This window comes from Chryseobacterium gwangjuense (assembly GCF_021311115.1).
Taxonomy (GTDB): domain Bacteria; phylum Bacteroidota; class Bacteroidia; order Flavobacteriales; family Weeksellaceae; genus Chryseobacterium; species Chryseobacterium gwangjuense.
This window is the reverse complement of record NZ_JAJTNP010000006.1, coordinates 223,594-239,563: the sequence shown is the minus strand read 5'-3', so window position 1 is coordinate 239,563 and position 15,970 is coordinate 223,594. Positions and strand designations below refer to the sequence as shown.

The 15,970-nt window shown below is 35.3% G+C and carries 13 protein-coding genes; 5 read left to right on the top strand and 8 right to left on the bottom strand.

What is annotated here, in order from left to right; translation table 11 throughout:
* Window positions 1–68 precede the first annotated feature (68 nt).
* The 7 genes from LV842_RS13430 to LV842_RS13400 all read right to left on the bottom strand — a co-directional run bounded on the left by LV842_RS13430 (window position 69) and on the right by LV842_RS13400 (window position 9,762).
* A complete protein-coding gene (locus tag LV842_RS13430) occupies window positions 69–1,997 on the bottom strand; it encodes a DUF2207 domain-containing protein (protein ID WP_233111954.1) in 1,929 nt (642 codons plus the stop codon).
* Window positions 1,998–1,999: 2 nt separating this feature from the next.
* Complete coding sequence (locus LV842_RS13425; protein WP_233111953.1) at window positions 2,000–2,551, bottom strand: LemA family protein; 552 nt, start codon at window positions 2,549–2,551, stop codon at window positions 2,000–2,002.
* 106 nt (window positions 2,552–2,657) lie between these two features.
* Window positions 2,658–2,960, bottom strand: coding sequence for an NIL domain-containing protein (locus LV842_RS13420; protein WP_233111952.1), 303 nt, complete (start codon window positions 2,958–2,960; stop codon window positions 2,658–2,660).
* Between the two features lie 177 nt (window positions 2,961–3,137).
* A complete protein-coding gene (locus LV842_RS13415; protein WP_233111951.1) occupies window positions 3,138–3,776 on the bottom strand; it encodes a YiiX/YebB-like N1pC/P60 family cysteine hydrolase in 639 nt (212 codons plus the stop codon).
* A complete protein-coding gene (locus LV842_RS13410) occupies window positions 3,754–4,209 on the bottom strand; it encodes a DUF1801 domain-containing protein (RefSeq protein ID WP_233111950.1) in 456 nt (151 codons plus the stop codon). The genes LV842_RS13415 and LV842_RS13410 overlap by 23 nt, the downstream gene beginning before the upstream one ends.
* A 119-nt stretch (window positions 4,210–4,328) precedes the next feature.
* Window positions 4,329–6,890, bottom strand: a complete 2,562-nt coding sequence (locus LV842_RS13405; protein WP_233111949.1) for a fibronectin type III domain-containing protein — start codon at window positions 6,888–6,890, stop codon at window positions 4,329–4,331.
* Window positions 6,891–7,257: 367 nt separating this feature from the next.
* Window positions 7,258–9,762: a fibronectin type III domain-containing protein gene (locus tag LV842_RS13400; RefSeq protein WP_233111948.1), complete on the bottom strand. Its 2,505-nt coding sequence runs from the start codon at window positions 9,760–9,762 to the stop codon at window positions 7,258–7,260.
* Window positions 9,763–10,031: 269 nt separating this feature from the next.
* Here LV842_RS13400 and LV842_RS13395 point away from each other — a divergent pair, with 269 nt between their 5' ends.
* The 4 genes from LV842_RS13395 to proC all read left to right on the top strand — a co-directional run bounded on the left by LV842_RS13395 (window position 10,032) and on the right by proC (window position 13,725).
* On the top strand, window positions 10,032–11,237 hold the full coding sequence (locus LV842_RS13395; RefSeq protein ID WP_233111947.1) for a pyridoxal phosphate-dependent aminotransferase: 1,206 nt from the start codon (window positions 10,032–10,034) through the stop codon (window positions 11,235–11,237).
* Between the two features lie 9 nt (window positions 11,238–11,246).
* The gene (locus tag LV842_RS13390) at window positions 11,247–11,723 is read left to right on the top strand and encodes a hypothetical protein (RefSeq protein WP_233111946.1); all 477 of its coding nucleotides are present in this window, start codon (window positions 11,247–11,249) and stop codon (window positions 11,721–11,723) included.
* 4 nt (window positions 11,724–11,727) lie between these two features.
* Window positions 11,728–12,747, top strand: coding sequence for a UDP-N-acetylmuramate dehydrogenase (gene murB / locus LV842_RS13385; RefSeq protein ID WP_233111945.1), 1,020 nt, complete (start codon window positions 11,728–11,730; stop codon window positions 12,745–12,747).
* A 120-nt stretch (window positions 12,748–12,867) separates the two neighbouring features.
* Entirely contained in the window at window positions 12,868–13,725 is an 858-nt protein-coding gene (proC, locus tag LV842_RS13380; protein WP_233111944.1) for a pyrroline-5-carboxylate reductase, read from the top strand.
* A gap of 26 nt (window positions 13,726–13,751) precedes the next feature.
* Here proC and LV842_RS13375 read toward each other — a convergent pair whose 3' ends face one another.
* Window positions 13,752–14,174 carry a VanZ family protein gene (locus tag LV842_RS13375; RefSeq protein ID WP_233111943.1) on the bottom strand — a complete coding sequence of 141 codons (423 nt, stop codon included), beginning with the start codon at window positions 14,172–14,174 and terminating at the stop codon, window positions 13,752–13,754.
* 55 nt (window positions 14,175–14,229) lie between these two features.
* Here LV842_RS13375 and lnt point away from each other — a divergent pair, with 55 nt between their 5' ends.
* Window positions 14,230–15,870: an apolipoprotein N-acyltransferase gene (gene lnt, locus LV842_RS13370; RefSeq protein WP_233111942.1), complete on the top strand. Its 1,641-nt coding sequence runs from the start codon at window positions 14,230–14,232 to the stop codon at window positions 15,868–15,870.
* The last annotated feature ends 100 nt before the right edge of the window (window positions 15,871–15,970 follow it).

The window sequence follows — 15,970 nt, the reverse complement described above, 5'->3', positions numbered from 1 at the left end:
TACAATTTAAATATAAAAAGCGTTCAGAATTCCTGAACGCTTTTGTTTTTATTAGAGGAGGAAACAGTTTACCAACCGCCGCCTCCGCCACCTCCACCTCCGCCGCCGGAAAAACCACCACCTCCGGAACCAGAACCACTGCTGGAATTATTGGAAGGCTGTGTTGATGAAGATTGTATAGAGCTTGTAAGACTTGAATTAAGCGTACTTGCAAAAGCATAACGGTTTAAAGTAGAACCAACATACCAATTATTATGATATTCTGTTGACATTTTTGAAAGCATTGCATCAAATTTTTGCCCCCAAATTTCATCCACTCCCAAAACCATTGCAAAAGGAAGGTATTTTTCAAAAACCTGCGGAGTCATTTCCGGAGGATTATGAAATTTAAGCTGTTCATTTTCTGCAGCTCCCATATACATTTGAAAACCTTCAATCAGAGATTTTATTTTTAATTTTTCTTCTGAAGGTCTTTTTATTAAAAATTCATAGATTACAAGTGAAGTGAATCCTAGTACAATAAAAATGTAGCAGATATTAAAGTTATTATCAATGGTAAAATCACTGCTCTTGTGAATAAATATTCCTATACATGCAAAAATAATAACCGGAAATACCAAAAAGATCTTAAAGAGACCGGGAAAATATTTAAATAGTACGACTGCAATAAAAAAAGCAATGAGCAAAGCCCCGTACAGAAATATTCCGATGATCACTTTTTCAAATTCCGGGAACATTCTGTAGCTTAGAAACAAGCCGATCAGATACACAAAAGTAATCAACAAAGAAGGTAAGATCAGTTTTTTTGCATTATTTCCTTCATTTAAAAACGCATCATGTTGAAACTTTAAAGCTTCTTTACAATTTACAACTGCCTGTTCTATTTTGGAATCATATTTACCATCAAAATCAATTGTGTCACGAGAACTCGGCAAAAGATGATCCATCAGCTTTTTTTCTTCTTTGGGAAGGTTTTCATCGGCTGGTTTTAGTTTTTTAATGGTATAATATGTTGATTTAAATAATCCTAAAATACCTGAATCCTCTTTTTCAATAATCTGAATATAGCCTTTAATAGCAAGATTCACCAATGATGCCGTTACATATTTATTTTTAAAGGTTTCTGTTTTTAAATATCCTAAAGATGCCGGCGAAAGATCATTAGGCGAATTAAACTGAGGATACACAACAGGTTTTTCAGGATCTACCCCGTATTTTCTCCATGTTGAAAAATAGTAATACAATAATCCTAACAAAACCAGAAAGCCACCAATTACAATTCCGAATTTCTCTAGAAAACTTGGAGGCGGAGGAGGAATCATGATTCCTTTTTGAAAACCTACTGCTATTGTAAGACCGTCATTAGCCTGAAAACCAGAAGCACTCCATTCAATGGAATGATCAGAAAGTATTTTTGAAGAACAGTTTTTTTCCGTACTTCCTGCAAAACCTGTATAACATGAATTTTGTAAAATGTTGGCTCCTTCCGGAAGATGTACTACAGCAGAAATTGTATCAACAGGAAAATCCCAGTAATTTCCGTTTACGTTCCAGTATAGCTCATCATATTTGTCAAAAAAACCGATTTGATTTTCTGTTTTATACTGAATTTCATACTCATAATTTCCAGGTTGAAGAATTACATCTTTATTTCCGATATAAATCTTAAGAAATCCGTCTTCTATTTCTTCATGATAATTTTCTTCTTCTCCATTTTTTTTTATTGAAATGATATCATACTTTACCTTTTGAGTTCTGTTATTCAGATTTCTCGACAAGGGTAACGTACGGAATATCCCTCTTTGAATTTTATCTCCAAGACTATGCACCTTGATTTTCTCAGTAATACTAAGCGTAGAATGAGTATCAACATTAATATCAGAATGATAAGACAAGATTCTTTCCGGTCCGAATACATCTTCACTTAACGGATTATCTTCCTGAGCAAAGCCTAAAGCAAAACACAGCAGAAAGACCAGCTTCAGAAACTTCTTCATCATTAAAATTTTACAGTTGGAACTTCTCTGTCTGCAATATTTTCCAGTTCGAAATAGGAAACCTTTTCAAATTTGTACATATTAGCAACAATATTGCTTGGGAATGATTCCACCAATGTATTGTTCTCACGAGCTGTACCGTTATAATATCTTCTTGATTTTTCAATATCGTTTTCAATAGAGGTAAGCTCTGCCTGTAATTGCTGGAAATTAGCATTGGCTTTCAGGTCAGGATATTGTTCTGCAACAGCAAATAGATTCATCATCGCCTGATTTAGGTTTTTCTCAGCAGCTTCTTTAGCTTCTACAGAACCCGCAGCTACTGCCTGATTTCTTGCTCTTGTAACACTTTCAAGGGTTTCACGCTCATGAGTAGCATATCCTTTTACTGTTTCTACGAGATTAGGAATAAGATCGTGACGCTTCTTCAGCATCACATCAATACCACTCCAAGCTTCCTGAACCAAATTCTTAAGCTTTACCAAGCGATTATAAATAGAAACCGCATACAAAAGGAAAATTGCTAAGACACCGATAATAATAAGTGTAATCATAATTTTTGTGATTTTTTAATTATTATAAAAGTACTCTTTTTATCGGAGAAGAAATAAAAAAGCGCTCAATAAATGAACGCTCTTCAAACTATATGGATCTACACAACTAGGAATACTTTCTGCAGACATATTCTACAGTGGTATTCAAAAGTTTATTTTTATTCAGAAAAAATTCAAGTTGCTGAAAATCTTCTGAAGTTGCATTAAGGTACAATTGAAATGAACCGAAATCATTTCCGTTTACATACTCCACATCCGCATTCAAAACCCTGTAACACATCCCCATCTGCTGATAGATTATATTAAGTAAATGATCGAATTTCATTTTACCGTTCAATTCTACTTCTAAAATCAGTTCTTTTTTGATAAGGTTTACATTGTTAGGCAATGATTGCAAATTTGTCGTCATAACATCTAAGTTTTTTTGATTAAATAATTATTTCCTGAAGTACATATAATTGGTTTGTTATTAAATACAGGACAAAAATATAAAAAAATATTAGTCTACCAAATTAATAGACTAATATTTTTTTTAAAATTTATTTTCACAAAAAAAAGAAGCAAAAATTGCTTCTTTTGTATATTATCAAAGTTCTTTTATTCTTTCTATTTTTGAAGACCTTGCTAAGCCATTCGGATTGCAGCCCAATTCCCCCTCAGGAACCTTGAGGTTTTTCTCCTGATAAAATTTTTGCCAAAATTCATTGGTTTTACCAGTTTTAGGATCAATAAAAGTCATCGGTTCTAAAGTGAAAATATGGTCTTTCCTAAAAATCCGTTCAATAAAATCTGAACAATAGTATGAATCTTCATTCAAAATATAATTGAAGTTATACGGCTTCCCCAACATTAAATTACCTTTTGTAATAGCTTCGGGAATTACACTTTGGTATTCAGGTTTCAGCCTATACACCACAATATTTTGTCCATCATTTTTCTGATCCTTTACAAAATCTTTAAGTTTTTGTTTATCTGAACCTCTTTTCGGAGAAGCATGAAGAACAAAATAACTCCCATTCACCTTCTCAACAATTCCAATATGATCGAAAGAAGCATTCTTTTCTTTTTGCGTTACATTGTTGATTGCCCCAGAAAGTCCGGAGTCTTTTGCTGTCACAAAAAGCAAGTCTCCATTCTTTACTCCTGCACATCCTGAAACAATAAACAGAACGATATAAAGTAAAGAACTTACAGTAAGAAATTTATTTTTTAAAATTCTTTTCATAGGTTTCGATCCATTCATCTACAGTCATTTTTTTACTCAGTTCAGCAATCAGTTCAAGAGGAATATCATCTACTTTTTTAAACCGAATACAAGATTTTCCCATATCGAGTTTTCTTTTTGAGTATTTAGGAAATTCTTCTACGAACCAGTTCAACAATTCCGGCTTTGCATAAATTCCCATATGATACAATGCAATAAAGTTTTTCTGAGAAGCCAATCCTAGAAAAGGAAGCGGAGTGTTGGGTGTACAATGATAACCGGGAGGATAAGTCTCTAACGGAACTGCCCAACCAATCATCCCATAATTGATATTTTCTGAAAAACCTTTTGGTAAATTTTCGTTTACCACATCAAAAAGCTTTTTGAAAACCTCCTGTCTGTCTTCAGGAATCTTTGAAATATAGTCATCTATTGAAATTGCCGGAATTTGCATTTTAAATTAGTTTTTAATGGTCTAAAATTAGTAAAATTTCTGTTACCCATTAGCGTGCTCTACAAAACAAAAGCGGCTCTACAAAAAGTAAAGCCGCTGAAATAATCAAAAATATACTGTTATTTTTTAATTGCTTTAATTGTCTGTTTAGAACCATCGTTCATGTTCAGAACAACCAAATACACACCTTGCTTCAAGTCTCCTAAATGTAACGTTGAAGAAGGTTTTTCAATATTTTTAACAAGTCTTCCTGCAGTATCCATTACTGAGATAGATTTAACATTTTTGATATCAGAAATATTCAAGATATCAGTAAACGGATTAGGATATGCATTGATGTCATTTTTCTTAGCAGAAGTTTCGGCAGTAGCCAACTGGGCAGACGTAATAGAGATATCATCAACAAATAAATGGTTTTGATCTGCATCTGAATACGCATTAAATCCAAAATAATAAACTCCTGTAGTCGGAACTGTAAAATTAATAGATGCAGTATGAGCCGTTGCATCATTAATAGCAGGATAATCCGCGATAGGGCTGGTCATTCCAGCAACAGTTGCTGAAGTTCCGAAGGCTACCTTCAACTTTTCTGTGTATGTTACTGAAGTATCATTTCCGTACTTATATGCAATTGTATATTGAGTTCCTGCAGTCAGATTCAATCCTTGAGTAAAGAACCACGTATTTGCAGCATTTGAACCGTTCCAAGAGTATTGCAGTGCTTTGGTAGTAAATCCATAACCCGGAGCACTTACTGTCCCCCAATTGTTTCCTGTACCTGCATTTACATTAACTGTACAAACAGGAAGCGCAGGTGTTGCTACACTTTCAAAATCTATGGTATAAGGAAGGTTTGCTGTCGTACAAGCTGTTGTAAACACTGTTGAAGTTGCACTCCAAACACTCTTATCCGTTCCACTACAAACAGATCTTACCCAGGCATAATAAGTAGTAGCACTCGTAAGACTACCTACTGGAGCCGACATAGTAGTAGATGTAGTTGAATTGGTAGGAGTCAATACTGTACTTCCAGTAGGAGCTACATTTGACGTACTGTAATATACTTCGTATCCATTTGCAGGAGCCGTAGCAGGAGCCGTCCAACCAACAGTTGCTGAATTAACGGTAACATTTGATGATGTAACTGCAGTTGGCTCAAAACAAGAAGGAATATCCTGAACGGTAACATCATCGATATAAATAATACGAGATGTTGCTGTTAATCCGTGCTTAAATGCTACTTGGGCATCAGTACCTGTAGGAATATTAACCGTATATTGAGTTTGCGTAGTTGTTAATGTAATAGGAGAACCAATTTGTGTAAAAGTAGCAGGATCTGCAGCATTTGCCAAAGTCCCGACCAACAGCGTAGTCCCGGCAGTACCAGATTTTGCATAGAATCTCACACGTTTTGTTCCGTTTGAAAGATTCGTTGTCGGAGGTGAAACCAACATCTGACTACCTGTAGTTGCACTAGAATTATTCAGGTAGTAAGAATTCGGTGAAGAATTCGGATTTGATGCAGTTACATATCCATACCCCGCAAATGAAGCACTTTCAAGGTACGACCAACAACTTGGTGCGTTAGTATTTGTTGAAGAACCTGTACTTGTAGTATCAAAATTCTCTGTATATGGAGTAGTAAATACAGAACAAGCTGTTTTAAACGTTCCACCAAAAGACCATGCGCTTTGGCTCGTTCCTGTACTACAGTTTGTTCTTACCCAATAATAATAAGTCGTATTTGAGTTTAGACCCGGAATAGTTTTGGAAGTTCCCGTTTCTCCAGGGAAATTTGGAGTAGCAGTACTTGCAGGAACTGTACTCGACGTACTATAATAAATATCATAACTTGCTACCGTTGATCCTGTAGGAGCAGTCCAAGAAATTGCAGCCGAATTAGCTGTAACTGTTCCAACAGGCTGTAATGTTGGAGGCGCACAAGTTGAATAAGCATCTGCTGAAAAAGCAAAAATATTTGGTAGCCCTGTACCACTCGCTTTAGTTACAGTAACACTTTGGATAAGCTTTGTTTGATTAGCTGCCAATATAGCCAATTCACTTTGATACAGTCTCGGATTGGTTCCCCCCTCAGGTGACGGAATATCATCACTAGCAGTAGAAGGTGTACTCGGTTTTTTTATCCTTCCAATCCCTTGAATCGCAAAATTGGTACCACCATACCAGTCTGCAAGACTGATCCCCGAAAAGGTTTGTGTAGTAGCATCTGTAAAATTTACCACTACATTTACTGTAGAAGTACCACTACCGCTAACAGCAAGCATGTACAATTTAGTAGCCGCTTTCGGTGTTGTAAACACTAAAGTCCCTGCATCATTTACTGCAGCCAATCTCAAAGAATTGTTTGCACTTAAACTTGCTAATTGATAACTCAATCCCGGAGTGGCTGCCACTACAGAATTGATAAGCCCATTCACAGGAATACCGTATGTGATGGGCGTACTCGTTGATGTTAACTGAAAATCAGTAGCTACAAAAGCATAAGAAACTCCGTCTACATCATTATTAGTAGTAACCGCTGAAGAGCCTACTCCATTCGCAATTACATCTGCCGTAAAACCTGACTGGATAGGCATTTGCTGATAGTTTTGTGCTAAAGCAAAAGAACCGGCAAATAATCCTATTGCTCCCAGCACAAGAGCTGGTTGATTTTTTCTCATAAATTTTTTTTATAGTCTGCGTAAAACTAAGAATTTAATCCAAAACAGCAATAAATAATTTGATTATTTTTCAAAATTTAAATTAAAACCAAATAAATACAATAAAAAGCAAACGTTTAATTAAAAAAATAACACATTAAATAGACAAAATCAATAAACATATCGTAAATCAATAAATACAACAAAAATACCATAAATCAATATCCAAATGAAGATATGAGCATGGAGATCTATAATTCATAAAACTCTAAACATCATAAACTTTCATAGAGAAATATCCGATAAGACATTACCCTCTTTGAAACAATCTATATAAAAAAAGCGGCTTTACCGAAGTAAAGCCGCTAAGAACAGTCAAAATATACTATTATTTTTTAATTGCTTTGATTGTCTGCTTAGAACCATCTTTCATGTTCAGAACAACCAAATATAACCCTTGTTTCAAATCTCCCAGGTGAAGAACTGAAGAAGGGTTTTCAATGTTTTTAACAAGTCTTCCTGCAACATCCATTACCGAAACAGATTTTACATTTTTAATATCTGAAATATTCAATACATCAACAAATGGATTTGGATGCACTTCGATGTTATTTTTATTGACTGAAACTTCTGCCGTAGCCAAAGTTAGCGCTTCCCAATACACATCATCCCAATAATACGACTTACCATCAATAGCACCTTTAATTGCTATTCTTGCATTTGCCGGAACTGTATTTGGAACAGGTACCACATACTCTGCATTTGCAGTATACGTAGTATTATTAATAGTTAATGTTTGCAATTCAACAAATGTACTTGCATCCGCAATACTTGTAACATATCCTACAATAAGACTTCCTGGAGCTCCGCTACTTACCCTTGCCTTAAGCCTTAGCTGGTTTACTCCAGAATTAATATTACTAAATGAAGGAAGTACAACATAGGTAGGCGTGCTACCAGTTGCTGTATATTGATAAATATTCCTCGTACCTGAAGCAGGTGTAGTTGTAGTAATTGTTTGTGAACCAGTTCCCACGATTCTATCCCAACAATCAGGAACAATACTTCCAGTAGCGTAACTGTCAAAATTCTCAACTACAGAAGTCACAGCACCACAAGCTGTTTTAAATGCAACCACATAAGTCCATGTACTTGTATTTGTTGAAGAGCACACAGAACGCACCCAAGCGTAATAAGTAGTATTCGGAGTCAAACCAGTAACAGGAGCAGAAGTCGTTGTCGATACTGCCGAATTCGATGCATTTAACACCTGAGTTGCAGTAGGTACCACATTCGACGTACTATAATATACCTGATATCCATTTGCAGGTACTGTAGCAGGTGCAGTCCAGCCAATAGTAGCAGATCCCGATGTTATATTTGATGCTACAACAGATGCTGGTGCAAAACAAGAAGGCAGCGGTTCCCAGCTTACATCATCGTAATACAAGGTTATAGAGGTTGTACCCGCAGAAATACCAGGGTTTTTTATTGCCAGTCTAGCTGTTGCAGGCACAGACGATGGAACAATAACAGTGTAGTCCGGTCCATATGTTGTCATGGAAATCGTTAAGGATTGCAGAGATACAAAAGAATTAATATCTGCAGGATCAGTAACATACCCAACTTCTATAATTTTATTAGCCGTCGAAGTTTTAGCTTTAAATTTTAACCAATGCGTTCCTGCATTAATGTTGCTAAATACAGGCAATACCGCAACAGTTTGGTTGGCTGCACTAGAACTATATTGATACAAATTGTTACCTGTAACTCCTCCTGTTGACACATAAATTGACCCTGTACCAAGTTTCGCCCAACAATCCGGGAAAATTGTTGTTCCCGAAGAATAGGTATCAAAGCTTTCAGACATGGAAGTCATGGTACCACAAGCTGTTTTAAATGTACCTCCGAAAGACCATACACTTTGACTTGTACCCGTGCTACAATTTGTTCTTACCCAATAATAATAAGTCGTATTAGGGTTCAATCCCGGAATAACTTTGGAAGTTCCCGTTTCTCCAGGGAAATTTGGAGTGGCAGTACTTGCCGGAATTGTATTGGAAGTACTATAATATATATCATAACTTGTTACTGCAGATCCAGTAGGAGCAGTCCATGAAATTGCAGCCGAATTAGCCGTAATTGTTCCAACAGGTTGTAATGTAGGAGGCGCACAGGTTGAATATACATCTGCTGAAAAAGCAAAAACATTTGGTAATCCAGTACCGCTCGCTTTAGTTACAGCAACACTCTGGATAAGCTTTGTCTGATTTGCTGCATTAATTGCTAAAGGCATTTGGTATAATCTTGGCCCAGTAGAAGTACTTGCTTCTAAAGCATCAGTAGTTCTTTTAATTCTACCAATCCCTTCAATTGCAAAATTAGTTCCGCCATACCAGTCCGCAAGACTTACCCCTGAAAATGTCTGCGAAGTAGCATCCGTAAAGTTTACTACGACATCGACTGTAGAAGTACCACTTCCACTAACAGCCAACATATATAGTGTCGTAGCCGCTTTTGGAGTTGTAAATACTAACGTCCCGGTATCACTTACCGCAGCTAATCTTAAAGAATTATTTGCGCTCAAATTCCCTAACTGATAGCTTAATCCCGGAGTTGCTGCCACTACAGAATTGACAATCCCGTTCACAGGAAGTCCATAAGTAACTGGCGTACTGCTTGATGTCAATTGAAAATCTTTAGCCAGAAAAGCATAAGAAACTCCATCTACATCATTGTTAGTAGAAACCATAGACGACCCTACTCCATTCGCAATTACATCTGCATTATAACCTGACTGAACTGGCATTTGCTGAAAATTTTGTGCTAACGCAAAAGAACTAGCAAACAGTCCCAATGCACCCAACACAATAGCTGGTTGATTTTTTCTCATAATCTTTTTTATTAGTTCGCGTAAAACTAAGAATTTAATCCAAAACAGCAATAGTCAATTTGATTATTTTTCAACATTTAAACAAAAACAGAATAAATTAAATAAAAAACAAACGTTTAATTACAAAAAATAAATACTAATAAAAACAAATAGTAAAATATATCATAATTATTATCTAAAACATAATATATTACATTTAGTCTTTCGCGTTTCATCCTTAGAAAAAATATTTTGCTATTTTTGTGCAACTAATTTTTAGATAAAAAAGAATGCCTAATATTTCAAACAGAGCACAACAGATGCCACCTTCGCCGGTAAGAAAACTGGTTCCTTTTGCATTGAAAGCAAAACAGAAAGGAACAAAAGTATACCACCTTAATATCGGGCAACCAGATATTGAAACTCCTGAAACAGCACTGAATGCTTTAAAAAACATTGATTTAAAAGTATTAGAATATGCACTTTCTGAAGGAAATTTAGACTACAGAAAAGCGCTTACAGAATATTATCATTCTTTAGACTTTACAGATCTTACCCCTGATAATTTCATTGTTACTAATGGAGGATCAGAAGCTCTTAATTTTGCTATTTCAACTTTATGTGATGATGGAGACGAGGTAATTATCCCTGAGCCTTATTATGCCAACTATAATGGATTTACAAGTACATTTAACGTACATGTAGTTGCTGTTCCTTCAACAATCGATACAGGTTTTGCACTTCCTCCTATCGAAGAATTTGAAAAGAAAATCACAGAAAAAACAAGAGCAATTGTGATCTGTAATCCTGGAAATCCTACAGGATATTTATACACTCGTGAAGAATTACAAAAACTAGCAGAAATTGCTTTAAAATACGATATTGTTGTCATCTCAGATGAAGTATACAGAGAATATGTATATGACGGGAAACAACAAATTTCAATGCTTGCTTTCCCTGAACTAAGCGAAAACTGCATTATTATCGATTCAGAATCTAAGCGTTATTCAATGTGTGGAGTAAGAATCGGATGTATGATTACCCGTTCTAAAAAAATCCATGATGCAGCAATGCTTTTTGCTCAGGCGAGATTAAGTCCGGTTCTTTTAGGACAGATTGCAGCAACTGCAGCGCATCAAAATGACGGAGCTTATATCAGAGCGGTAAGAGAAGAGTATACTCACAGAAGAAACGTTCTAGTAGATCAACTGAACGCTATTCCGGGAGTTATCTGCCCGAAACCAAAAGGAGCGTTCTATTGTGTAGCAGAACTTCCGGTAGATGATACTGAAAAGTTTGCACAATGGTTGTTAGAAAAATATTCAAACAATAACGAAACCATTATGGTTGCGCCTGCAGGAGGATTCTACAGTGATCCGGAGCTGGGTAAAAAGCAAGTAAGAATCGCTTACGTTCTTAAAGAAGAAGATTTGAAAAGAAGCGCAGAAATCCTAAAAGATGCTTTACAGCAATACAGATTAGAGTTCAATCTTTAATACCCTATAATGTCAGCAATAAAATTTTTACGTTTGAAAATATTCTTTTCAACAGTTTTATTGCTGATTTTTTTTTCCTGTAACAAAAAATCGAAAAAAACGATTTCCAAAAACAACGAAATTACGTCCATCAGCGTCTCAAACGTAAGTGGAAATTTAGGAAATTACAGGATTATTAAAATCACCAAAGATTCCATTACTTTAAAACAAGGAAATACTGCCAGACAAATCCATAAACAATGGGCTTCCAGTATAAATCCGGAAGTATGGAAACAACTCATCTTCTCTTTTGACGCTGCGACTTTAAACAAAATTAAAAGTTCCGAAAGCATACAAGCCAAGGGCGGAACTGATGAAGTATTTCAGATAAAGACTTCCAAAAAATCCCATATCTATGTAAATTCTTATAATGACACACTTCATTACAAGCAATTTGAAAGATTCAAATCACAATTAGAAAAAATTCTCCCAAAAGAACATCCATAATCTCATGCAAGAAAATTTTTCATTAAAAGCTTACAATACTTTCGGAGTAGAAGCAAAAGCAAAATATTTCGTTGAAGTCACTACCGTAGAAGAGTTAAAAGAAGCTATTAACTTCTCTAGCTCTCAAACTCCAAAAACTCCGATTTTATTTCTTGGAGGAGGAAGCAATATATTGTTCACCAAAGATTTTGACGGACTTGCCATTAAATTAAATTTAAGAGGAATTTCCGAAGAAATTGTAGGAGAAAATGAAGTATTGGTAACTGCTAAAGCAGGGGAAAACTGGCATAATTTTGTAATGCACTGTTTGGATAAAAATTACGGAGGTCTGGAAAACCTTTCTTTAATTCCCGGAAACGTAGGAACTTCTCCAATGCAGAATATCGGAGCTTACGGAACGGAAATAAAAGACATTTTTGTAGACTGCAAAGTGTTAGATATTGAAAGTCTTGAACTCAAAACATTTAACCTTGAACAGTGTAGATTCGGATACAGAGATTCTATTTTCAAGCAGGAAGGAAAAGGTAAATATGTAATTCTGGAAGTTACATTCAGGCTTACCACAAAAGATCACCCTATTAAAACAGAATATGGAGCAATCAAATCTGAATTGGAGAATTTAGGTATTCGCAAACCCACTATTCAGGATATTTCTAAAGCCGTTGTCAACATCAGACAAAGTAAACTTCCCGATCCAAAAGAGATTGGAAATGCAGGAAGTTTTTTTAAAAACCCTACCATTCCTTTAACCCAATTTGAAGAATTAAAACAAAAGTTCGAAAACATCCAGGGATATCCCAATGGAAACTTCGTTAAAGTTCCTGCAGGTTGGCTGATCGAACAATCCGGTTGGAAAGGAAAGCAGATCGGGAATGTAGCTTCACACAAGCTTCAGGCTTTAGTGATCATCAACGCAACAGGAAACGCAACAGGAAAAGAGATTTTTGATTTTTCTACAGAAATTATTAATTCCGTGAAAGAAAAATACGGAATTGAACTGGAAAGAGAAGTGAATATTATTTGATATTTTTAAAGATAATTTAAAAACTTTATAATAAGATCCTTCGACTCCGCTCAGGATGACATTGCTAATACTAACTGTTTTATTTCAACATAAACTTAGCAGCAAATTTGTAGTATTGTCATGCTGAGCGGAGTCGAAACACCTCTTCAAAATATAAAACAAGCATACACGAATATGAAAATAGCTATTCTCGGAGCAGGAAATATGGGATTATCATTCTCAAAATCATTCCTAAAATATGAATTGATAAAACCTGAAAACCTATATTTAATTACAAAGAATCAGTCCAATTTCTCCAACATATCGGAAGATTTTCCAAAGTCGAAGATTTTAGCTTTTGATGAGGTTAAAGAGCTGGACGCAGACTTAATCATCATCGCTGTAAAACCTCAAGATTTTCAACAGGTTGCTGAAAATTTAAAGTTTCAGTTAAAAGAAAACCAGATGGTTTTATCCGTGATGGCAGGAATTAAAATAGAAAAAATCCAGAAATTATTAAACCATCCGTTGGTTGTCAGAGCAATGCCGAACTCACCTACTCTTTTGGGAATGGGAATCACCGGATACACTGCTGCGGAAGGAATTTCTTTCAGCCAATTGATTAATATCGAAAGATTACTAAATTCCACCGGAAGATCGGTTTACTTGGAAAATGAAGAGTTATTAGACGGCGTTACAGCCCTTTCTGGAAGCGGACCTGCCTACTTTTATTACATCGTTGATGCCATGATAAAAGCCGGGGTTGAAATGGGAATTGAGGAAAACCTTTCTAAACTTTTTGTAAAGCAAACGATGTTGGGAGCGTATCACCTGATGAACAATTCTGAAAAAAGCCTTGAAGACCTGATAAAAGATGTGGCATCAAAAGGAGGAACAACCGAAGCCGCTTTAAAAACGTTCGATGAAAACAACTGCAAGGAAATCCTGAAAAAAGGAATCCTGAATGCAGAAAAGCGCGCTAAGGAACTGAATAAATGATATTTGAAAAACTAATTTTCAATAATTTACAACACCAAATTCTGAAATTTCTTTTCGATAAATCTTCTCATCAAGAAGCCTAAAAACACTCCAAAAGTATTCAGAATAATATCATCCACTTCAAAAATCCCCATTCTTGTAAAATACTGAATAGCCTCAACAATTGTAATTGCAGAAATAAAAGCAAAAAGCAGACTTTTTAATTCTTTAAGCTTAGGAAAAATCCAACCCAAAAATCCGAAAGGAATAAACATCACAACATTTCCGACAACAATCATCACAATATCTTTCCAGGAGATACAGCCTTTAATGAAATTGATGGTGGAAAATATCGGCTCGAATGTCAATAAATTATCCTCCATCTGAGTCCTTCCCATCCCGAAAAACATCAGATAGAGCAAAAATACAGTGAAGGGAATAATAATAATTTTATAAAATTTCTTTAACATCGATTGCAAATTTATTCATTTCAAAAACATTAAATTTGTGTGTTAAATTAATTTAATGAAATACGTTTTACTTGCGCTCATTTCAGCGATGCTTCTGTCCATTTCGTGGCCAACTTACGGTGTTCCGTTTTTTATATTTGTTGCTTTGGTTCCTCTTTTAATGATGGAACACGGCATTTCTAAATTTTCCAATTACAAAAGAAAAGGCTGGGTTGTTTTCGGACTATCCTATATCTGTTTTATCATTTGGAATATCGTAACAACGGGCTGGTTGTATGGATCAAAAAATCCGGACGGAAGTCATTCTTTAATGGCTGTTCTATTCCCTGTTTTAGTCAATTCTTTGTTGTATTCATTAGTATTTCAATGTTATCACTGGTACAAAAATGCGCAGGGAACGTATTGGGGACTAGCATTTTTTGTAGCCATTTGGATGAGCTTTGAAAAATTCCATCTGAATTGGGAACTAACATGGCCATGGTTGAATCTTGGAAATTCATTTTCAGAATACCCAAAATTAATTCAGTGGTATGATACATTAGGTGCTACAGGTGGAAGCTTCTGGATATTGTTAGTTAACATCTTGATATTTTACACCATAAGAATCTGGGAAGCTGGTAGAAAAAGAAAAGACTTAATTAAAAATACATCTATTGTTACTGCGTTAATTATTATCCCAATGATTATCTCAGTAATCAAATACAATAGCTTTAATGAAAAACCGATCGGAACAGTGAATGTCTTAATGCTACAGCCGGATCTTGATCCCTATGCTGAAAAATATTCACAGGACAGTTTAACGATTGAAAACGATCTTTTAAGCCTAGCCGAAAGAAATTCAAAAGGAAAAATAGATTATTATATTGCTCCCGAAACAGCACTTCCCGGCAATGGCTCCATTTCCGAAACCGCTTTTGAGAAAAGTCTAATTTTAAATAATGTAAAAGGATTTTTATTAAAACATCCGGGTTCTGTTTTTTCAGCAGGAATTTCGTCTCATCGATTTTATACCAGTTCAAATAATTTGCCAAAAGCCGCCTATCAATTAAACCCTGAACTTTGGGTGGAACGATACAATTCAGCAGTTCAAATTACCCCTAATCAAAACGTGGAAGTATACCACAAAGGTAAATTAGTTCCGGGTGTAGAAATTTTCCCTTATATGGACTATTTAAAGCCTATTCTCGGCGATGCTATGCTCAATCTGGGAGGAACTGTTGCCTCGTTAGGAACAGACAAGGAAAGAATCGCTTTTTCGAACCCTTACAATAAAGGAAAAATTGCGCCTATTATTTGTTACGAAAGTATTTATGGAGAATTCGTAACAGAATATGTAAAAAAAGGAGCCAACTTTCTGGGAATTATGACCAACGATTCTTGGTGGGGTGTTTCAGAAGGCCATAAACAACTTCTATCTTATGCAAAATTAAGAGCCATAGAAACCCGAAGAGAAATTGCACGTGCTGCAAACAGCGGTATTTCCGCCCATATTAATGCCAAAGGAGAAATTGTGGAAGATACTTTTTATGGAGACAAAACCACTCTTTTTGCTAAAATTAATCTTTATGAAAAACAAACATTCTATGTAAAGGCAGGAGATCTCCTCACTCAGTTTTCTATATTTGCATTAGGATTTTTATTATTTTATTTTATCATAAAATGGTTTCAGAAAAAGATGGCTAAACAACAGGCTTAACAGTCTTATTTGTGAAAAAATATGATAACTAATTGAAAAATAAATTTTAAAACATTTGTCTATCTAAAAAATTCTTCGTTATTTTGCAACCTCAAATATT